We start from the raw sequence: 20155 nt of genomic DNA on the forward strand, positions 1-20155 counted from the left end.
CTGCTCCTGTTAGTTGATCCGTCCGTTGTTACTGAAACTGTTGAGAATGGAGAACAACCCTTCCCAATGGAACCAGACGAAGAACGCTTTGCCGACAATATTCTCTTCAGGCACAAACCCCCAGTAACGGCTGTCGTTACTGTTGTCACGGTTATCACCCATCATGAAGTAATGGCCGGGGGGGACTTCCCACTCGGCTTCAACTGATGGCTGGCCGGGTACCTTGTAAATCTTGTGGCTGACATTCCCCAGCTGTTCCTGGAACAGCTGCAGGCTGGGCTCAGTCGGCGGAATATTGGACAGGAACTGCTCAGGCACTTCCTGACCGTTAACGTACAGACGCTTGTGATAGTAGGCGATCTTGTCACCCGGCACGCCAATTACACGCTTGATGTAATTGATTTTGGGGTCGCCAGGATAACGGAACACCATGACGTCACCGCGCTTGGGCTCACCCACTTCAATCACCTTGGTATTCAGCACCGGCAGACGAATACCGTAGGAGAATTTATTTACCAGGATGAAATCGCCAATCTCCAGTGTAGGGAGCATGGAGCCAGAAGGAATCTGGAAGGGCTCGACGATAAAAGAGCGCAGGAAGAACACGATGAACAGCACGGGGAAGAATGACTTGGCGTACTCGATAGGCCATGACTCACGGGTCAGCCCGCCGAGCACTTCTTCATCGGTTACGCCCTGCTGTTCAGCCAGGCTGCGGGCAGCCTGGCGACGTCTGCTGAAAAGCACGATATCCGCCAGCCAGATGGCCCCACACAGGGCCACGGCGATGGTCAGATAGAGGGGAAAATCCAGATCCATTAACTATCCACCTTGAGTACGGCCAAGAAGGCTTCCTGGGGCACCTCGACGCTACCCAGCTGTTTCATGCGCTTCTTACCCTCTTTCTGTTTCTGCAACAGCTTCTTCTTACGGCTGACGTCACCGCCATAGCACTTGGCCAAAACGTTCTTGCGCAGTGCCTTCACGGTAGTACGAGCGATGATATGCCCGCCGATGGCAGCCTGAATGGCGACATCGAACATCTGTCGGGGAATCAGCTCCTTCATTTTTTCGCAAAGCATACGGCCACGATACTGGGCATTGTCACGGTGCATGATGACCGCCAGTGCATCAACCCGGTCGCCGTTGATCATAATGTCCAGACGTACCATGTTGGCGGACTGATAACGCTGGAAGCTGTAATCCAGCGAAGCAAAGCCACGGCTGCAGGACTTCAGGCGATCAAAGAAGTCCATTACCACTTCACTCATAGGCAATTCATAGACCACCTGCACCTGAGTTGCCATGAAGTGCATGTTTTTCTGCACTCCGCGCTTCTCTACACACAGGCTGATGACGTTGCCCAGAAACTCTTGTGGCACCAGAATGTGGGCCTCGCAAATCGGCTCACGCATATCCCTGACCTTGCCGGGTTCAGGCAGACGCGAGGGGTTGTCAACATAGACGACTTCACCGGTGCTGAGCTCAATCTCATAGACTACCGTCGGTGCTGTAGTGATCAGATCCAGATCGTACTCACGCTCCAGACGCTCCTGAATGATCTCCATGTGCAGCATGCCAAGGAAGCCACAGCGGAAACCGAAGCCCAGTGCATCGGAGCTTTCAGGCTCGAAGAACAGTGAGGCATCGTTGAGCGAGAGCTTGTCCAGCGCTTCACGGAAATCTTCGTAGTCATCGGAACTGACAGGGAACAGGCCCGCGTAAACCTGCGGCTTGACCTTCTGGAATCCGGGAAGGCTGGGCGTATCCGGGCTGCTGGACAGGGTCAGGGTGTCACCTACGGGAGCACCATGAATGTCCTTGATACCCGCCACTACATAGCCTACTTCACCGGCACTGAGGTACTCTTCGGATTTACGCTTGGGTGTGAACACGCCCACATCATCAATCAGATGCACCTGACCGGTTGACTTGACCAGAATCTTGTCTTTCTTGCGCAGTGTGCCGTTCTTGATACGGACCAGCGACACTACGCCCAGATAGTTGTCAAACCAGGAGTCAATGATCAGCGCCTGCAGCGGCGCAGCAGGGTCGCCTTCCGGAGCAGGAATACGTTCAACCAGCTGTTCCAGCAGATCATCGATCCCCATTCCACTCTTGGCACTACAGGCTACTGCATCCGTCGCATCGATACCGATGATGTCTTCAATCTCGGTCTTGACCCGCTCAGGCTCAGCCTGAGGCAAATCCATCTTGTTCAGTACAGGTACAACTTCCAGTCCCTGTTCGATGGCGGTGTAGCAGTTGGCAACCGACTGGGCTTCCACACCCTGAGCAGCATCCACTACCAGCAGCGCGCCCTCACAGGCAGACAGGGAGCGAGATACTTCGTAGGAGAAGTCAACGTGACCAGGAGTATCGATAAAGTTCAGCTGATACACCTGCCCATCACGGGCGGTATAGTCCAGAGTCACACTCTGCGCTTTGATGGTGATGCCGCGTTCGCGCTCGATATCCATGGAGTCCAGTACCTGAGCTTCCATTTCGCGCTCGGACAGACCACCACAGATCTGAATAAAACGGTCGGCCAGGGTAGATTTACCGTGGTCGATATGGGCAATGATAGAAAAGTTACGAATATGCTTAAGACTGCTCACGGAACCAAACACCAGTAGCTAATGCAGGCCGGAGGGCCTGAGGCAAAGGCGGCATTCTAGCCGATTTAGTGACACATCGCACCATGTACACAACGGCTTCCGCCAGCCAATTCCACCCCTTCATACGGGTGGAGTGATGACGACGCAGCGCTGCTATCAGGCAGCAAAAAGGGAGCAGCCGAAGCTGCTCCCCTGCCACTCATCGAGTGTCACTCGTACCAAAGGTGTTTATGTTACTCAATTCGCAGTGCCAGGAAAATTGGCGAGCCATCACGGACAATCTGCATCGGCACAGAGCGGCCTTTCGGCAGCGCCTTGACGATAGCTTCCAGATCCTTCACAGAACTGACCGCCTTGCCATTCAGCAGAGTGATGACATCACCCGGCTGCACACCGGCCGAGAAGGCTGGGCCCTGCTCGATCTGTTTGACGACAACACCGTTGTCCAGTTCCAGACGTGATTTATCATCTTCAGTCAGATTGGCCGCACCAATATGCAGGACATTGGCGATAGCACTACCGTCAGTGCTGTTACCACGGTTATCAACCAGAATATTAGTCTCGTCATCAGGCAGCAGGCCAATGGTCACGTCCAGATCCTGCTCCTTACCATCACGGATAACATGCAGGGTTGCCTTGCTGTTGGGCTTCACTCGCCCGACGAAGTGAGGCAGATCGGAAGACATGATGATGTCCTGTCCATTGAAACCGAGGATCACATCCCCTTCTTTCAAGCCCGCTTTCTCGGCAGGGCTATCAGGCAACACCTTGGCTACCAGCGCACCTGCAGCCTTTTTCAGCCCGAAGGACTCAGCCAGATCACGGTTAACCTCCTGGATGACCACACCCAGCCAGCCGCGTTTCACATGACCACCGTTTTTCAGCTGGTCGGCCACATCCATTGCCACATCAATAGGGATGGCAAACGACAGCCCCATGAAACCACCCGAGCGGGTATAGATCTGCGAGTTGATACCGACAACCTCACCATCCATGTTGAACAGCGGACCACCGGAGTTACCGGGGTTGATAGGTACATCAGTCTGGATAAAGGGCACATAGTTATCACCCGACAGACTGCGGCCTACGGCTGAGACAATACCCTTGGTCACTGAATAGTCGAAACCGAAGGGTGAACCGATGGCCACCACCCACTGCCCGGCTTTCAGATCGCTGGAGTGGCCGATCTTGACGGTAGGCAGATGATCAGCATTGATCTTCAGCAGCGCCAGATCGGAACGGGGATCCGCCCCCACCAGCTTGGCATTCAGCTCACGGCGGTCATTCAGACGCACAACAATCTCGTCAGCACCGTTGACTACATGGTTATTGGTCAGAATGTATCCATCATCGGAAATAATGAAGCCTGAACCGAGAGAGCGTGGCTCGACACGCTTGAGCGTCTTGCCTGGATTACTGGGTGCAGGTGCACCGCGCTGCATGCCGAAGAAGTGACGGAAAATTTCCGGCATCTGCTGCAGATCGGGATCGTTGGGATCAAACGGCATGCTGCCATCGGAAGAGTACTGAACGTTTTTCAGGGTACTGATGTTTACCACCGCCGGCGCAGATTTCGCTACCAGGTCGGTGAAATCGGGAAGTTCTGCTGCCCTGACGCTACTGACGGCGACCATTGCAATACAGGCCGCCCCCGCCAGGGTCTGATAGAGTTTTTTCAACATAAATTACCTGCCTTTTCCTTCCATAATGCGAATTGGCACTTGCTCAACAACCTCGGTAAACCCATTTTCAGATCGAACCTTATCCAAAATAACGGGTTGCCACTGTCCTTGCTGACATTGTCTGCTTACCCTGCGTGTCAGCAGAAAACCGACCAACAAACCCAACATACCGGCAAGCAATATCCAGCCTTCTCCCCAGCCCAGCTCAGCCCCCAGCAGTACACCGGCAAACAGTCCCATCAGGGGCAGGATGTACATCAGCAAAGACACTTGCAGCAAGGCCTGAGGCAAAATGCCCAGCGTCACGGCGTCGCCTACCTGAAGTAGCATGCCTTCGGGAAGCGTCAGGGTCATGCGCTGCTGCTTACCCTCTCCCACACTGTTCATAAGCCCCTGGCCACAGCCTGATTTGAGCTGGCAGCTACTGCAGGTTGAGCGGCGGGTGGTTTCCACTACGACCTGTTCAGGCAGCAGTTGCACTACCCAGCCCTGCTCTTCAAGCAGTGGCTGCATTGATTGATTATTGCTTGCTGGCATGTTTCAGATTCTGAATGATGGCGAGAGCGACCTGCTGCGGAATATCACCGGCCACGGTGACATAACAGTCACCACTGTTACTCAGCAGTTGTCGCGCCAGAACCACTTTTCCCTGACGCTCAATGGCCCCTTCGATACGCGGTTTCAAGCCGAGAGGCTCGATAAACACGCTGAACGAATGAGTGTCATTGGCATAGGTCATGACCTGCTGATCACCACTAAGATCCTGTGACTTGAGCTGGTAGCCGTCTGGCGCCCACCCCAGTTGCCAGGGAGTCATGGTGTCGCTGATACGCTGGTTATGACGCTGCAGGTAGTCATCCAGCCCGGTATCCAGACGGATGTAGTGGCTGGGCTGCAATCCCGGCTGGGGCTGCGCCAGCGACTGGCTGCTGTAACTCACCGGCAATACAGGTTCACTACCTGCTGACGGATCCAGTGCGGGGGTGCTGGCTACGCTGGCCACCTGTGACGACACTGACTCCGTAGCGACCGGCAGGCTGGCCGAGCGGGGCATAAACTGCCCAACACCGACAAACACTACGGCTGCCACGGAAGCGGCCACCGCCAGATGACTGAATGGCTTCCACCACTGACTGACCCGCTCAGGCTGCTGCACTGCATCTTCATCGTCCAGCTGCGCTCTCACCCGATCAGCCAGCTGCATGCCACTGCCTGACGGCCGTTCATGCAACATATCACTGATCAAATGATAGCGTTGCCAGCTTTGCCGAAGCTTGGACGCATCATCTGCCTGCAGCAGCAGTCGCCTCAGATTCAGCTCATCCGCCTCTCCATCAAGGAGAGCAGACAAGTGTTCCCGGCTCTGCTCGTTCATAGTTTTACCTCAACCCGTTTTATGCTCTCGGGCCTCTCTTCCAGATCTGCCGCACAAGGCGACGTTCCGAAGGGAAGTCCTGATACCACTGCGGGTATCTCTGAGCGTTTAGAGGGTCATGCGTTGATTAAGTTCCGGCCAGATACATTCTGTTAAGGCCATGGCGCTTTTGTCCGCCTTTCCCCGCTTGATTTGCACTTTGTATCCAGGCGCCCGCTTATCCGGCCAATTGTTACGTAAACTTCAACCAGGGCCGCCCTCGGGGAACTCTCACAGCAAGGGAGCAATTTCCTGCTCAATAGCCTCTCGCGCTCTGAAGATACGGGAGCGCACCGTGCCTACCGGACACTGCATGATGGTCGCGATGTCTTCATAGCTCAGACCATCGTATTCCCGCAGCATCAGCGCCACGCGCAGATCCTCCGGCAAGCGATTGAGAGCGGCGTTGATCGTTTCCCGCAGTCGGTCGCGATTGAGCTCGTGCTCCGGCGACCCCCGGTCACGCAGTGCCTCCCCCCCTTCCACGTACACCGCATCTTCTGCCATGACATCAACATCTGGTGGACGGCGGCCACGCGCGGCAAGGTAGTTTTTCGCAGTATTGACTGCAATCCGATAGAGCCAGGTGTAGAAAGCACTCTCTCCACGAAAATTATGCAGCGAGCGATAAGCCTTGATGAAAGCCTCCTGAGCCACATCCATGGATTCCACCGGATCTTTCAGAAAACGCTGCACCAGCAACAGGATGCGATGCTGATACTTGACCACCAACAGATCGTAGGCGCGCTTGTTGCCTTTCTGTGCCTGTGTGACCAACACCAGATCTGAATCTTCGTTTTCCAGCGTCACCGTAATCCCCTTTCTTCTGGAGGCGCCAATTATTACCTGAACCTGAGCCGATACCCAACAGCCAGGCCGCTCTCAACACGATCTGTTACGACTCCCGCTGCGCCGACAGGGTGAAGGCCAGCTGAAACGCAGCCTGCTTGGGTACAGTGCGCCAGCACAGCTAACCACAACGGACAATAGTCAAAGACAGGTGCATATCTTATATTCACCGGCCTGCCCCAGAATCGTCATGGCATTGTCATCATCCGCTCCCCAGGCACGGCAAGCCCACTATTGATGACCATTACTGCTGCAGGGTTCCGCGCACGGTAGCTGTAGCCTGCTCCGGTCAGGCAGCTTGAGACGCTGAGAATCATATTGAGTTCAATGCCTTGATCACTCTTTGCGGTATTCCCCAGGCCACCAGACTGACGTCACCCGACTTGCAATGAACGGGTACTGACGCAGGGCAAAGAGCAATAACAACAGGAAATCGTTAACGCCATGGCTGCACATTACGACTTTGACGTGCTGGTAATCGGTAGCGGAGCTGCCGGATTAACTGCGGCACTGCATCTGGCTGACACCCTCAAGGTAGCCGTGCTGAGCAAAGCAGAACTTCACAGTGGCTCAACGTTCTGGGCCCAGGGCGGTGTCGCCGCGGTACTCGACAAAGGCGACTCCGTCGACAGCCATATCAGCGACACCATGGACGCCGGTGCCTGGCTGCCTCGCCCGGAAGCCGTTCGCTTTACCGTCGAGAACGGCCGTTCAGCCATCGAATGGCTGATCCAGCTGGGGGTGCCTTTTACTCCCGACCATCAGGCGGAAGCCGATAACCTGCCCTTTCACCTGACCAAGGAAGGGGGACACAGTCATCGCCGCATCATTCATGCGGCCGACGCCACCGGCAGAGCCATAGAACAGACACTGATCAATCAGGCTCTGGCTCACCCCGGTATTGAACTGCTGCATCATCGACTGGCGGTTGATGTCATTACTCATCAGAAGCTGGGAAAAGCAGGGAATGGCTGTGCCGGTGCCTACGTACTCAATCTCGATACCGGCCATGTAGAAGTCTTTCGCGCCCGCTTTGTCATTCTCGCTACCGGCGGCGCCAGCAAGGTCTATCTGTATACCAGCAATCCCGATGGTGCGTCTGGCGACGGCATCGCCATGGCCTGGCGTGCCGGTTGCCGCGTGGCCAATCTGGAGTTCAACCAGTTCCACCCGACCTGTCTCTATCATCCGCAGGCCAAGTCCTTCCTGATTACCGAAGCGGTACGTGGCGAAGGGGGCCACCTTACCCTGCCCAACGGTGAGCGTTTCATGTTCCGCTTCGACGAGCGTGGTGAGCTGGCACCGCGGGATATCGTTGCCCGTGCCATTGACCATGAAATGAAGCGTCTGGGTCTCGACCACGTTTATCTGGACATTTCACACAAACCGGCTGAGTTCGTGCGCGAGCACTTCCCTACGGTCTATGAACGCTGTCTGGAGTACGGCATCGACATTACGCGAGAGCCGATTCCGGTAGTTCCTGCTGCCCATTACACCTGTGGCGGGGTGATGACAGACACTAGTGGCCAGACCGACATTGGTCGCCTCTATGCTATTGGTGAAACCGCCTTTACCGGACTGCACGGCGCCAACCGCCTGGCCAGCAACTCACTGCTGGAATGCATTGTTTATGCACGGGCCTGTGCTACGGATATTCTCGCCAGGCATCCACACACCGCCGAGGCGCCGTATGCCCCGGCGTGGGATGAAAGCCAGGTAACAGACTCGGATGAGGACGTGATCATTTCCCACAATTGGGACGAGTTAAGACGATTTATGTGGGACTACGTTGGCATCGTGCGTACCAACAAACGATTGCAGCGCGCCAAGCACCGTATTGACTTGCTGAAGCAGGAAATCGCCGAGTTCTACAGCAACTACAAGGTATCTCGCGATCTGATTGAATTGCGCAATCTGGCGCTGGTAGCCGACCTGATCATCCGCTCAGCGATGCAGCGCAAGGAAAGTCGCGGGCTGCATTACACTCTCGACTATCCTCAGCAGGCGGCTGAAGCCAAGGACACCATTCTGGCTCCCATAAACTATCCCTGGCCAGTGTCAGGTCTGCGACATCAGGCTCAGGCAGGCAAACGCCCTTCATAGCTTCTGATAGCGTAATCTCACCTGCAGGCGGCGCCAGTCGTCGCCCTGCAGGCTGTCACGGAACAGCAGCAGTGATCGTTGGCGCAAAAGCTCATCACGATAATCCAGCACGATCACCCAGGGCATCATCCATACCCGCACAGGTGTAATCACCTGCCAGCGCCCCTGCCCCTGTCCCAGCCACCAGAATTGTTCGCGCCAGCGCATCGCCACTGGCAGCCGGGCGGCAAAGCGCCATTCCCAGCCAGCCATGGCAAACACGGCCAGACTGAGCAGAGCCTGCTGCCAGACTTCAAGGCCCGACTGCCAGATGCCATAGACGGCCATGACCAGCGTGATGATCAGGAAGACCACACGCTGACGGGAGGCCACCAGAGGCAAACTATGCTGGCTGAACCCGCTCAAGGATGATCCGTACAATACGTTGCAGATCAGGATCAGCCGGCGTGTCATGCTGCATGAACCAGGCGAATAGATCAGTGTCCTCCTGCTCCAGAAGCCGTACATAACGGTCCTGATCTTCTTTGGCCAGATCAGCAAAAGCTTCTTCGACAAAGGGGGTCAGCAGAACATCCAGCTCCAGCATGCCACGACGGCTCTGCCAGCGCAGACGGCGGATATCCAGATCAGAATAGGCTTGAGACATAACTTACAGCACCTCTGCAGCAGGGGCCGCAGCCACTGACGACTGCCCCCGAAAGAGTCGCCGATTATAGGCAAGTGCCGCCGTGCTGGCGACCGGTACTTTAGCCGCCCTCTTGATCCTGATCGTTCCATCCCCATTTTCAGCAACGAGCAGAATGTCGAAGGTAACTAATCCAATAGCAGCCCGTATCCCGGCTTCAGCATGGCGTTTATTTGTTATAAACAAGCACGCCGAAGCGCTTCTCGGTACCAAGAGATCAACACGCAGTAGATGCTGAACACGCTCCAGGCCCGGTATACAAATCTGCTATAGTAGCGGCCATTCTGACATTCATGAGGTGTGTTCACGCCCTGCCTCGCTAAAGCGATCGAAGGCAGCCTGATGTAGTGCAGGTGCCATGCTCAACGGCATAGCGGCAGTGAACAAACCTAAAGAATCCTGTATTTATCGCCCCCAGTACCCAAGCGACGGCTAACTATGAACAGCTTCTGGCAAGCCTTTCTCGAACAACAAGGTGCCGCCTGGAACCACGACGGTTTCCAAACCAACTTCGCTACACCACCGGCTGATCGCCCATGGCTGATGGATCTGTCCTATCTGGGCATTCTTGGCTGCGACGGTGAAGCCGCAGAAAAATTTCTGCAAGGCCAGCTGACCTGCAACGTCGCAGCGCTGAACGCCAGCAAGTCCAGCCCTGGCGGGCTTTGTAGCCCCAAAGGCTCACTGCTCAGCCTGTTTCGTCTGGTGAAGTCCGATAGCGGCTATCTGTTCGGTATGCGCCGGGAGCTGGTAGAACCTACCAGAGCGGTATTGAGTAAATACATTGTCTTCTTCAAAGCGCAGCTTCAGGATCGCAGTGATGACATCATCCGCATGGGCCTGGCTGGCAAAGGGTCTGACAATATTCTGTACGCCCTGTTCGACGCGGCTCCTGAAAATGTCGATGACGTACTGACCATTGACGGCGGCTGGATCATTCGTGTTGCCGGAGAACAGCCACGCTTTGAACTCTGGCTGCAGCCTGAAACCGCGAAGAAGCTCTGGGTACCGCTGACGGAGCACGCCAATCTGGCCAGCAGCGAACACTGGGAGGCGCTGGAAATTGCAGCGGCGCTGCCTGATCTGACGCTGGCCACACGTGAGCAGCACATTCCACAGATGATGAATCTGCAAGCCATCGGCGGTGTCAGCTTCAAGAAAGGCTGCTATACCGGACAGGAAATCGTGGCGCGTATGCAGTATCTGGGCAAGCTGAAACGCCATTTGTTCCGCGCCGGAGTAAGCACATCCTCACGCCCTTACACTGGCCAAACCATTCATTGCCAGAGCAAGGAAGACCTGGGACAGGTGGTACGAGTCGCCCAGCTCAGCGACGGGCGCTATGCGCTACTGGCAGTACTGTACAAGCAGGAAGCAGAAAGCGAACCCTGCTGGCTGGACGGGGATGAAAGCGCGGTGCTGGACATCCAGCCTCTGCCCTATATCATCGACCCCGAAGTGTTTGAACGTAATCGGCCAAAACTCTGAATACCCACAAAAACTGACGGCACAATACAGCAAGCCCATCGATAAGATGGGCTTGCTGTATCTGACACTGAAACTATTTTGCTGGACACTGAGACTATTCTGGTAGCTGATACTGCGCTGGCAACTGCCAGTCCACAGGCGACTGGCCATGCTGCTGCAGCCACTGGTTGGCAGCCGAGAAGTGTCCGTTACCGATAAATCCTCGGTGCGCTGACAAGGGTGAAGGGTGCACGGACTCCAGCACACAGTGGCGACTGCGATCAATCACACGCCCTTTCTTCTGTGCATAACTGCCCCACAGCATAAAGACCAGCCCGTCCCGCTCGCGGTTCAAACGCTCCACCACATGATCAGTGAATGTCTCCCAGCCGCGGCCCTGATGCGCCCCTGCCTGTGCCTGCTCCACGGTCAGCACCGCATTGAGCAGCATCACCCCCTGTTCAGCCCAGGGAATCAGACAGCCATGCCCGACAGGCTGCACTGACAGATCCCGCTGCAACTCTTTATAGATGTTCTGCAGTGAAGGGGGAATCCGCACGCCCGGCAATACCGAGAAGCACAGCCCATGAGCCTGCCCTGGGCCGTGATAGGGGTCCTGCCCCAGAATGACCACCCTGATCTGCTCAAAGGGGACATAGAGGAAGGCATTAAACCAGTCCTGAGAGCGCGGATAGATCACCTTGCGGGCATCCTTCTGCTCCCGCAGAAACTGCTTGAGCTGCAACATGTAGGGCTGAGCCAGTTCGGCTTCCAACCAGGGTTGCCAACTGGGATCAACACGAAGTGTCATTCATATCTCCTTGCCACCGGTAAAACACTCCCCTCGGGAGCAGGCTATAGTAACAGCACAGCCTGGACTGACAACCAATGTGCAGTCAGCTGCAGCAAGGCCGTTTAGCCGACACAGCAGCAGATCATGAATACGTTCTAAGAAAACACCTTATTTCGTTGCCCTCCCCTTTGTACAATGATGAACGGCGGTCGACAGCAACAGGAAGCACATATGAAGCAGGAACCCCAGGCTCCCACAGAGCAAGACCAGAAAAAAACCAGACTCAATCTCAAGATAACCCTGAGCATCCCCATGGTGGCCCTGATGCTCGCTGCTGCATCCCTGCTTATCTCGGTCAATCTGTGGCTCTGGGTACCCACACCGTCGGTCCGCTCTCTGTCAGCTAGGGTCGATGCCATGACCACCCAGTGGCAACAGGACACCCAGCGTATCGAGACCGACTACCGGGACTGGAAAACACTGCTGAGTCAGCAACAACAGCAAGCAGAACAAATGGCCAGCATGCTGGACACCCTCGAGCAGGGAGTAGCTGCCTCCAGCTCTGCACAGATGCTGGCGCTGATGATTGAACAAGAAGGCAACTATCAGGAGTTTCTGACCAATCTGAAGACCGGCATGCAGGAAATGAGTGATATGGTGCGAGGCTCCCGCACCTGGTTTGATGAATACAACCGCCGCATGAATGTCGCCAACGAAGCCAGCAAGGCCCGCCTTGAGCGCTTGCAGAACCTGTTGAAGCAAATCAAATCCAGTCCCACTGCCCCCCATCCCGGCAGCACCATGCCGTCGCCTGCACCTCCTGCTACGACGACCGCGCCCGGCACGCCAGCCATGCCCTGAAGATTCAGCAACCTAAAGATTCAGCAACACCCGGAGCATATGAACAGACATAAAAAAACCGCAGCTCAATGGCTGCGGTTTTTTGCGTCAGGCGAAAAGATGCCTCAGGTGTACATCACACTTCCGGGCGCATGGCCGGGAACAGAATCACATCACGGATGGATGCGGAATCAGTGAAGTACATAACCAGACGGTCGATACCAATGCCTTCACCAGCGGTCGGGGGCAAGCCGTACTCCAGCGCATTGACATAATCGGCATCATAGAACATGGCCTCATCGTCGCCCGCATCCTTCTCTGCTACCTGCTGCATGAAACGTTCAGCCTGATCTTCAGGGTCGTTCAGCTCAGAGAAGCCGTTGGCAATTTCACGGCCACCGATGAAGAACTCGAAGCGATCCGTAACGTGGGGATTGTCATCATTACGGCGCGCCAGCGGAGACACCTCAGCAGGATACTCGGTAATGAAGGTGGGCTGATCCAGACGGTGCTCGGCAGTGGCTTCAAAGATTTCCGTCTGCAGTTTACCCAGGCCCCAGGTCGGCTTGACGTCCACCCGCAGTGACTTGGCCAGCGCCTTGGCCTGATCAAAGTCAGTCAGCTGCTCCAGACGAATCTCCGGATTGAAGTGCACGATAGACTCCAGCATGCTCATGCGTACGAAAGGTTTACCCAGATCGTACTCGGCACCCTGATATTTCAGTGTCGTGGTCCCCAGAATGTCCTGCGCCAGGGTGCGCAGCAGCTCCTCGGTCAGGTCCATCAGATCCTTGTAATCTGCATAGGCCTGATAGAACTCCATCATGGTGAACTCAGGATTGTGACGCGTAGACAGGCCTTCGTTACGGAAGTTGCGGTTAATTTCGAATACGCGCTCAAAACCACCCACCACCAGACGCTTCAGATACAGCTCAGGGGCAATACGCAGGTACATGTCACGATCCAGCGCATTGTGGTGAGTAATGAACGGACGTGCCGAAGCACCACCGGGAATCACCTGCAGCATGGGTGTTTCCACCTCAAGGAACTGACGGTCACCCATAAAGCGGCGGATACCGGCAACGATCTGCGAGCGCACACGGAATACATTGCGCGACTCTTCATTGCTGATCAGGTCCACATAGCGCTGGCGATAACGCATTTCGGTATCCTGCAGACCTTTGTGTTTGTCCGGCAACGGACGCAGCGCCTTGGTCAGCAGGCGTGGCGAAGTCATGTCGACGTACAGGTCGCCCTTGCCTGACTTGTGCAGCACACCCTCGGCGGCAACGATATCACCCAGATCCCAGGTCTTGATGTCTTCCAGCACATCGGCTTCCAGACCTTTGCGATTGACGTACAGCTGCAAACGGCCGCTGACGTCCTGAATCACCATGAAAGCACCACGGTTCAGCATCAGACGACCGCTCACCTTCACCTTCAGGCCCAGCGCTTCCAGCTCTTCCTTACTCTTGTCGCCATACTGCGAGAGCAGATCGCCAAGGAAGTGATCACGGCGGAAATCATTGGGGAAGGCTACGCCCTTGGAACGCAGCTGCTGCAGGCGCTCGCGGCGCAAGGCGACCAGTTTGTTTTCGTCCTGCTCAACAGAGACAGTTTTGCTTTCATTGCTCATCAGGGGTAAATCCTGTTGCAGGTATAGATCCTGTTACGTGGAAAGGGGCTGTGTTGGCCATAGCCCTGTTTCGTTTCGCTATCGCTTACAGACCGGCCTTGAGACTGGCGACAATAAACTTGTCCAGGTCGCCATCCAGCACCGACTGGGTATTGCGGGTCTCGACGCTGGTACGCAGATCCTTGATCCGCGCATCATCCAGTACGTAGGAGCGAATCTGGCTGCCCCAACCGATGTCGGCCTTGGAGTCTTCCAGTTCCTGAGCGGCTTCGCGACGCTTCTGCATCTCCAGCTCGTACAGTTTCGCCTTCAGCTGCTTCATGGCGAAATCACGGTTCTGGTGCTGTGAGCGCTGGCTCTGACACGCGACGACCGTGTTGGTAGGAACGTGGGTGATACGCACCGCAGACTCAGTTCGGTTAACGTGCTGACCACCGGCACCGGAGGCACGGTAGACGTCGACACGCAGGTCGGCCGGATTGATCTCGATGCTGACGTTGTCATCGATCTCAGGCGACACGAAAACGGAAGAGAACGAGGTATGGCGACGATTGCCGGAGTCGAACGGTGATTTACGCACCAGACGGTGAACACCGGTTTCGGTACGCAGCCAGCCATAGGCATACTCGCCTTCGAAGCGGATGGTGGCGCTTTTGATACCCGCCACTTCGCCATCAGACACTTCGATAATTTCGGTCTTGAAGCCCTTGGCCTCACCCCAGCGCAGGTACATACGCAGCAGCATGCTGGCCCAGTCCTGAGCTTCGGTACCGCCGGAGCCTGCCTGAATATCCAGGAAAGCGTGGTTGGGATCGGCCTCACCGGAGAACATACGGCGGAACTCAAGCTTCTCAAGCTCGGTCGCCAGGCTGTCTAGTTCGGTTTCGACATCGGCCACAGCGTCTTCATCTTCCTCGGCGGCTGCCATTTCCAGCAGTTCGCGGGCGTCCTGCAGACCCTGCTCCATACTCTCCAGCGTCGTCACGATCTGGTCCAGAGCCACACGCTCCTTACCCAGATTCTGCGCCACTTCCGGATTGTTCCAGATAGTGGGGTCTTCAAGTTCGCGGGTTACTTCGACCAAGCGTTCTTTCTTGGTATCGAAGTCAAAGATACCCCCTCAGCGCATCAGAGCGCTCCTGAAGGTCTTTAATGCGTAAAACAATCGGGTTGATTTCCATCAGCGTGGCCTTGTCTGTTCAGCTGTGACGGTATGATCAGATGAGTGATCGAACAAACCGGGCATTTTAGCCGAAGATGGCCCATGGATAAATGACTGAGCAGAAACTGCTTGTCATCAGGATGGCGGGATACAGGGGGAGAAAGAAGCAGCCAATCGCTGCTTCTTGTTGACCTACTTATCAAACAAGCAAAGTGTGCAGCGACAAATACCTACACTTTTTCAAAGGTTCCACAGCTGTATAGCTGCTGATCTGCCATCAGTAAATGGCCCCTGGCCATCACGGTATGGATGTGCAGGTTGTCATCCAATAGCAACAAGTCAGCATCAGCGCCGACCGCAATACGTCCTTTGCGCTGTAAGCCCAGCAGGCGTGCCGGATTGAAAGAAGCCACCTGAATGGCATCAGCGAAGGGCACACCAGCCCTGATCGCGTCCAGGACAGCCACCCACAGACTACCCAGCTGCCCCACATCCAGCCCGATCAGATTGGCTTGCTCATCAAAGACCGGCAGGCTGGCCTGACCATCCGAGCTGAAGCTGATCTGCGACAAGGGCACCCCCGCTTCCAGCAGGCGCGCCAGCCCCTGTCCACAAGGTACTTCCCCCCATTTGAGGAACTGCTCGGAGGTGCTGGTTGTCAGGTCAATGAAGCCCCCCTCACTGGCAAAGGCGATGCCTTGCTCAAATAGCGAGCGGTTGCGGTTGATATGAGTCACTTGCAGCTGCCGCCTGGGAATATCAGTGCTGGCAAACAGCTGCTCGATCAGCGCCAGTTGCTCAGGGGCATCCCCCATATGTACCAGCACCGTTCCTGCTTTACCCGCCAGCATGCCACCGACACGTGCCGCCGCGACGACTTTCTTGAACTCATTCAGGGTCGGCTGCGATGAGCGGTGATCCGCCAGCGCCACCTCACCCACCCCCAGCATCACGTCCACCAGCATCAGGTCACGCTCAACGCTGCCCGTCAGGGTGGTCACCGGTATCTGATAAGAACCCGTGTGACAGTAAGCACTGATGCCCTCATGATTGAGTGCCCGAGCCTTGGCGACCAGATCTTCCAGTGAACGGCTCACGGCATCGGTCCCTAATGCACCAATGACAGTGGTCACCCCTGCCCTGATGGCCTGGGACAACTGCAGCTCAGGCGTTCGGGTATGAGGGCCACCCTCGCCACCACCGCCGGTGATATGCACCAGAGAGTCCACCAAGCCAGGCACCAGACGCCGCCCGCCGGCATCCACCTCCAGCAGAGGCGTCGATACCTGCAGACTGATCCTGTCCTCTACCGCGGCAATTCGCCCATCACAGATCAGTACATCGCGGACACCCAACGGCGCCGGAGCATAGATATCAGCGTTACGGATCAGCGTCAGCATGGGGATTCTCCTGTCAGGCCGTACGTGGACGCAGGTGTGCGTGCCAGCGATTTTCCAGCGCCTTGACCGCCGCAACAATAGCAAACGTAACACACAGGTAGATCAGCCCCGACGTCAGAAAGGCCTCAAACGGGCTGTAATAACGGGAGTTCACCAAACGTGCAACACCGGTCAAATCGTTGAGGGTAATGATGCCAGCCACTGAACTGCCATGCAGCATGAAAATAATTTCATTGCTGTAGGCGTGCAGCGCTCGCCGTGCAGCACTGGGCAGAATAATGCGGAACATGCGCTTGAACGGACTCATGCCGTAGGCGACGGCTGCCTCTACTTCACCATGCGGTGTAGCCGCAATAGCGCCGCGAATAATTTCGGCACTGTAGGCTGCGGTATTGAGAGTGAAAGACAACAACGCGCAGAAGTAGGCTTCCTTGAACAGATCCCAGGCCCAGGTGGTTTTCAGCCACTCCCACTGCCCCAGACCGAAATAGATGATGAACAGCTGTACCAGCAGAGGCGTGCCACGGAAGAAATAGATATACCCCCAGGCGAACCAGCTGACCGCCTTGATGCTCGACTGACGCATCAGGGCCAAAGGCAGTGCAATACAGAAACCGATCACCAGAGACAGTGCGACCAGCTGCAGGGTCAGCCCCAGCCCCTGCATATACAGCGGCCAGTTATCCGCAATAATTGAAAAATCCATACTCAGGCTCTCCGGTAGGCTTTGCCGTAATGACGCTCAGCCCAGTGCAACAACAACACTGAGACGGTAGTAAACAGCAGGAAAATGGCAGCCACGACCATATAAAAAGTGAATGGTAGCTTGGTCGCTCCCGCCGCAAGGCCTGCCTTGCGCACCATATCATCAAGACCGATGACCGATACCAGTGCCGTCGTCTTGAGCAGTACCAGCCAGTTGTTGCCCAGTCCGGGTAATGCATGACGCATCAACTGCGGCACCATAACCCGCCAGAAAATCTGCCCGGCTCGCATGCCGTAGGCCATCGCCGCTTCACGCTGACCTTTATCCACGGCCAGATAGGCACCGCGCAGGGTTTCAGCCATGTAGGCACCAAAAATAAATCCGATGGACAATACCCCTGCGATAAAGGGGTCGATGTCGATGTAATCTTCATAACCCAGTGCCAGCGCAGCATTGTTAACCGCCACTTGACCACCGAAGAAGATCAGCAGCATCAATACCAGATCAGGAATGCCACGAATAACCGTGGTGTATACCGCAGCAACACTGCGTAAAAACCGCGAGGTGGAAAGCTTGGCTAGCGCAGTGAGAGTGCCCAGCACCAACGCCACCACTAATGAACACAGACCCACTTCAATAGTGAGCGAGGCGCCCTCAAGGAGCATCGGCCCGTAGCCACGCAAATCTAACATGGAGATACCTTCGTCAAACGGAGCTCGCCCGTTCGTTTGTCATCAGTCTGCCGGTCCGGTAGGGCCCGGCAGCATCACCGGCAGACTCCACAGAGCCTGCCGGCACTCCACTAACAGCGATTACTTGCCGTAGATGTCGAAGGAAAAGTATTTCTTCGCCACTTCGTCATATTTACCGTTGGCGCGGATATCAGCGATAGCCTTATTGAACTTCTCAACCAGGTCGGTGTCCTGTTTGCGAATAGCAATACCAGCACCTTCCTCGCTCAACTGGATAGGTTCACCGATGAAGGCATAGTTGGCACCTTCAGGCTTTTTCAGGAAGCCGTCTTCGCCTGCCACCGCATCCAGCAGCAGGGCGTCGACACGACCGGCCTGCAGGTCAAGGTAAGCCTCGTCCTGGGTGCCGTAACGCACGATTTCTGCATCGGGATAATGCTCGGTTGCATACTTGTCGTGAATGGTTTCACGCTGCACGCCGATTTTCTTGCCTTTCAGGCCGTCGGCATTGATCACCAGGCTGCTGCCCTTGGGCGCGATGAACTCAGCCGGGCTGTTGTAGTACTTATCAGAGAAGGCGACCTTCTTCTTGCGCTCTTCGGTGATGGACATGGAGGCGATGATGGCATCGTATTTACGTGCCAGCAGCGCAGGGATGATACCGTCCCAGTCCTGCTTGACGAATTCGCATTTGGCTTGCATCTGTTCGCACAGGGTCTTGGCGATATCGATGTCGAAACCGACCAGCTCACCTTCAGGAGTGACTGAACTGAACGGAGGGTAGGCACCCTCAACACCGATACGGATGTTGTTCCAATCCTTCGCCTGCACTTGAGCCATGCTCAGACCTGCAACCAGGGCTGTGACGGTCAGGAGTTTCTTCATCTGTACTGCTCCTAGATAGTTTTTCTGATCATCATCCGGCTATGGAATACCTGACGCCTACCGCCCGGCACCCACAACGGACAAACGGAGTTTGAGTATAGAAAGCGCTTGCAGAACACGCCTGTTCAAAAGCCTGCCGACTTCCACTGCATCTCGCTCACAGCATCAGACTGTGGCTTGATCAGCCGAAGACAGGCATGCCATTAATACTGGGTAGACAGGAACTGCCGCACCCGCTCTGAACGCGGTTGGGTAAAGAATTCGCTGGGAGGTGCCAGCTCTTCGATCTGTCCCTGATGCAGGAACATCACCTGTGACGACACATCGCGGGCAAAGGACATTTCGTGGGTCACCACAATCATGGTTCGCCCTTCCTCTGCCAGCTCACGCATCACCTTGAGCACTTCGCCCACCAGCTCAGGATCCAGTGCAGAGGTCGGTTCATCAAACAGAATGACCTCAGGGTCCATCGCCAGAGCTCGCGCAATGGCCGCACGCTGCTGCTGTCCACCCGACAGGTGTGCCGGGTAATAATCACGACGCTCGTACAGCCCGACACGCTGCAGTAGGGCATGAGCACGCTCGGTCGCCTCGGCGCGTGATTGGCCAAGGACGTGCACGGGTGCTTCGATGATATTCTGCAGCACGGTCATATGTCCCCACAGGTTGAACCCCTGGAACACCATCGACAGCTTGGAGCGAATACGCTCTACCTGCCGCATGTTTTTCGGGGTCCGTTCTCCACGGACATCGGGCCTGGTCATTTCAATCAGCTCACCCTTAACCCGTACATCGCCATCATTGGGCATTTCCAGCAGGTTCAGACAACGCAGGAAGGTGCTTTTCCCTGAGCCGGAGGAGCCCAGAATGGAAATCACATCTCCTTTGTTAGCAGTCAGGGATACCTTGTCCAGTACCCGGTGATTACCGAAGGATTTGCTCAGGTCGGTGACTTCTAGGGTCGCTTGTGACATCGAAACTACCTTTTATATAAATCGCTTTATAAATATCGAGCTGTAGTGAGATCGTGATCCGTTAAGACTAGATCGTCTGTACAGGGCTGCAACCCGGAGTTAACTGACAGCCGGCAACCAGTCTGCAAGGGCAGTGCCAGTTGTGGCGACCAGTCGTCGTGCAATCTCCGTTGCATCTATTGAGGGCATGTGTGGGGTAGTCATTTTGCATCCCATTGTTTTTATTATTAGCGGGTCTCATTACTACCA

General features: G+C 55.7%; 19 protein-coding genes. 3 read left to right on the forward strand and 16 right to left on the reverse strand.

Translation table 11 applies throughout. From position 1 onward, the window contains the following. Window positions 1–9: 9 nt before the first annotated feature. The 6 genes from lepB to rpoE all read right to left on the reverse strand — a co-directional run bounded on the left by lepB (window position 10) and on the right by rpoE (window position 6518). Entirely contained in the window at window positions 10–813 is an 804-nt protein-coding gene (gene lepB / locus QCD60_RS05140; RefSeq protein WP_207780403.1) for a signal peptidase I, read from the reverse strand. 5 nt (window positions 814–818) lie between these two features. Then, window positions 819–2618, reverse strand: a complete 1800-nt coding sequence (gene lepA, locus QCD60_RS05145; RefSeq protein WP_110189001.1) for a translation elongation factor 4 — start codon at window positions 2616–2618, stop codon at window positions 819–821. A 233-nt stretch (window positions 2619–2851) separates the two neighbouring features. Next, a complete protein-coding gene (locus QCD60_RS05150) occupies window positions 2852–4300 on the reverse strand; it encodes a DegQ family serine endoprotease (RefSeq protein ID WP_279783038.1) in 1449 nt (482 codons plus the stop codon). A 3-nt stretch (window positions 4301–4303) separates the two neighbouring features. Continuing rightward, complete coding sequence (locus tag QCD60_RS05155; protein ID WP_104151995.1) at window positions 4304–4837, reverse strand: SoxR reducing system RseC family protein; 534 nt, start codon at window positions 4835–4837, stop codon at window positions 4304–4306. Next, window positions 4821–5675, reverse strand: a complete 855-nt coding sequence (locus QCD60_RS05160; protein WP_279783041.1) for a MucB/RseB C-terminal domain-containing protein — start codon at window positions 5673–5675, stop codon at window positions 4821–4823. The genes QCD60_RS05155 and QCD60_RS05160 overlap by 17 nt, the downstream gene beginning before the upstream one ends. 270 nt (window positions 5676–5945) lie before the next feature. Next, complete coding sequence (gene rpoE, locus QCD60_RS05165; protein WP_279787885.1) at window positions 5946–6518, reverse strand: RNA polymerase sigma factor RpoE; 573 nt, start codon at window positions 6516–6518, stop codon at window positions 5946–5948. Between the two features lie 489 nt (window positions 6519–7007). On the opposite strand from rpoE, the gene nadB reads away from it, so the two are divergent. Continuing rightward, a complete protein-coding gene (gene nadB, locus QCD60_RS05170) occupies window positions 7008–8666 on the forward strand; it encodes an L-aspartate oxidase (protein ID WP_279783043.1) in 1659 nt (552 codons plus the stop codon). On the opposite strand, the gene QCD60_RS05175 is transcribed toward nadB, so the two are convergent. Together QCD60_RS05175 and QCD60_RS05180 are read right to left on the reverse strand one after the other, a co-directional pair. Beyond that, a complete protein-coding gene (locus QCD60_RS05175; protein WP_279783046.1) occupies window positions 8661–9071 on the reverse strand; it encodes a protein YgfX in 411 nt (136 codons plus the stop codon). The two genes, nadB and QCD60_RS05175, sit on opposite strands and share 6 nt — an antisense overlap. After that, window positions 9049–9312 (reverse strand): succinate dehydrogenase assembly factor 2, encoded by a 264-nt coding sequence (locus QCD60_RS05180; RefSeq protein ID WP_104155449.1) that lies wholly within the window; start codon window positions 9310–9312, stop codon window positions 9049–9051. The genes QCD60_RS05175 and QCD60_RS05180 overlap by 23 nt, the downstream gene beginning before the upstream one ends. A 477-nt stretch (window positions 9313–9789) precedes the next feature. Here QCD60_RS05180 and QCD60_RS05185 point away from each other — a divergent pair, with 477 nt between their 5' ends. Further along, entirely contained in the window at window positions 9790–10839 is a 1050-nt protein-coding gene (locus QCD60_RS05185) for a hypothetical protein (RefSeq protein ID WP_279783050.1), read from the forward strand. A gap of 94 nt (window positions 10840–10933) precedes the next feature. On the opposite strand, the gene ung is transcribed toward QCD60_RS05185, so the two are convergent. Next, the gene (ung, locus tag QCD60_RS05190; RefSeq protein ID WP_104155447.1) at window positions 10934–11629 is read right to left on the reverse strand and encodes a uracil-DNA glycosylase; all 696 of its coding nucleotides are present in this window, start codon (window positions 11627–11629) and stop codon (window positions 10934–10936) included. Between the two features lie 213 nt (window positions 11630–11842). Here ung and QCD60_RS05195 point away from each other — a divergent pair, with 213 nt between their 5' ends. Further along, window positions 11843–12472 carry a hypothetical protein gene (locus tag QCD60_RS05195; protein ID WP_279783053.1) on the forward strand — a complete coding sequence of 210 codons (630 nt, stop codon included), beginning with the start codon at window positions 11843–11845 and terminating at the stop codon, window positions 12470–12472. A 115-nt stretch (window positions 12473–12587) separates the two neighbouring features. Here the strand turns inward: QCD60_RS05195 and lysS are convergent, their stop codons facing one another. The 7 genes from lysS to QCD60_RS05230 form a co-directional block, all read right to left on the reverse strand. Then, window positions 12588–14087 carry a lysine--tRNA ligase gene (lysS, locus tag QCD60_RS05200; RefSeq protein WP_104155445.1) on the reverse strand — a complete coding sequence of 500 codons (1500 nt, stop codon included), beginning with the start codon at window positions 14085–14087 and terminating at the stop codon, window positions 12588–12590. Window positions 14088–14172: 85 nt separating this feature from the next. Continuing rightward, a protein-coding gene (gene prfB / locus QCD60_RS05205; protein WP_104155444.1) for a peptide chain release factor 2 occupies window positions 14173–15268 on the reverse strand; the annotation gives its coding sequence in 2 pieces (ribosomal slippage) (window positions 14173–15195 and window positions 15197–15268; 1095 coding nt in all). A gap of 211 nt (window positions 15269–15479) precedes the next feature. Further along, window positions 15480–16649, reverse strand: coding sequence for a beta-aspartyl-peptidase (gene iadA / locus QCD60_RS05210; RefSeq protein ID WP_279783056.1), 1170 nt, complete (start codon window positions 16647–16649; stop codon window positions 15480–15482). 13 nt (window positions 16650–16662) lie between these two features. Further along, window positions 16663–17355: an ABC transporter permease gene (locus QCD60_RS05215; protein WP_104155442.1), complete on the reverse strand. Its 693-nt coding sequence runs from the start codon at window positions 17353–17355 to the stop codon at window positions 16663–16665. Between the two features lie 2 nt (window positions 17356–17357). Beyond that, window positions 17358–18047 carry an ABC transporter permease gene (locus tag QCD60_RS05220; RefSeq protein ID WP_104155441.1) on the reverse strand — a complete coding sequence of 230 codons (690 nt, stop codon included), beginning with the start codon at window positions 18045–18047 and terminating at the stop codon, window positions 17358–17360. A 120-nt stretch (window positions 18048–18167) separates the two neighbouring features. Further along, a complete protein-coding gene (locus QCD60_RS05225; RefSeq protein ID WP_279783060.1) occupies window positions 18168–18932 on the reverse strand; it encodes an ABC transporter substrate-binding protein in 765 nt (254 codons plus the stop codon). A gap of 203 nt (window positions 18933–19135) precedes the next feature. Then, window positions 19136–19906 (reverse strand): ATP-binding cassette domain-containing protein, encoded by a 771-nt coding sequence (locus QCD60_RS05230; protein ID WP_104155439.1) that lies wholly within the window; start codon window positions 19904–19906, stop codon window positions 19136–19138. Between the last annotated feature and the right edge of the window lie 249 nt (window positions 19907–20155).

This window comes from Pokkaliibacter sp. MBI-7 (assembly GCF_029846635.1).
Taxonomy (GTDB): domain Bacteria; phylum Pseudomonadota; class Gammaproteobacteria; order Pseudomonadales; family Balneatricaceae; genus Pokkaliibacter.

Excerpts from the sequence above, each read along its gene's own strand:
- QCD60_RS05225 (WP_279783060.1), bottom strand. The coding sequence starts at position 18,932 with ATGAAGAAACTCCTGACCGTCACAGCCCTGGTTGCAGGTCTGAGCATG.
- ung (WP_104155447.1), bottom strand. The coding sequence starts at position 11,629 with ATGACACTTCGTGTTGATCCCAGTTGGCAACCCTGGTTGGAAGCCGAA.
- QCD60_RS05180 (WP_104155449.1), bottom strand. The coding sequence starts at position 9,312 with ATGTCTCAAGCCTATTCTGATCTGGATATCCGCCGTCTGCGCTGGCAG.
- QCD60_RS05155 (WP_104151995.1), bottom strand. The coding sequence starts at position 4,837 with ATGCCAGCAAGCAATAATCAATCAATGCAGCCACTGCTTGAAGAGCAG.
- QCD60_RS05215 (WP_104155442.1), bottom strand. The coding sequence starts at position 17,355 with ATGGATTTTTCAATTATTGCGGATAACTGGCCGCTGTATATGCAGGGG.
- QCD60_RS05185 (WP_279783050.1), top strand. The coding sequence starts at position 9,790 with ATGAACAGCTTCTGGCAAGCCTTTCTCGAACAACAAGGTGCCGCCTGG.
- QCD60_RS05160 (WP_279783041.1), bottom strand. The coding sequence starts at position 5,675 with ATGAACGAGCAGAGCCGGGAACACTTGTCTGCTCTCCTTGATGGAGAG.
- lysS (WP_104155445.1), bottom strand. The coding sequence starts at position 14,087 with ATGAGCAATGAAAGCAAAACTGTCTCTGTTGAGCAGGACGAAAACAAA.
- QCD60_RS05150 (WP_279783038.1), bottom strand. The coding sequence starts at position 4,300 with ATGTTGAAAAAACTCTATCAGACCCTGGCGGGGGCGGCCTGTATTGCA.
- QCD60_RS05220 (WP_104155441.1), bottom strand. The coding sequence starts at position 18,047 with ATGTTAGATTTGCGTGGCTACGGGCCGATGCTCCTTGAGGGCGCCTCG.
- iadA (WP_279783056.1), bottom strand. The coding sequence starts at position 16,649 with ATGCTGACGCTGATCCGTAACGCTGATATCTATGCTCCGGCGCCGTTG.
- QCD60_RS05230 (WP_104155439.1), bottom strand. The coding sequence starts at position 19,906 with ATGTCACAAGCGACCCTAGAAGTCACCGACCTGAGCAAATCCTTCGGT.
- nadB (WP_279783043.1), top strand. The coding sequence starts at position 7,008 with ATGGCTGCACATTACGACTTTGACGTGCTGGTAATCGGTAGCGGAGCT.
- QCD60_RS05195 (WP_279783053.1), top strand. The coding sequence starts at position 11,843 with ATGAAGCAGGAACCCCAGGCTCCCACAGAGCAAGACCAGAAAAAAACC.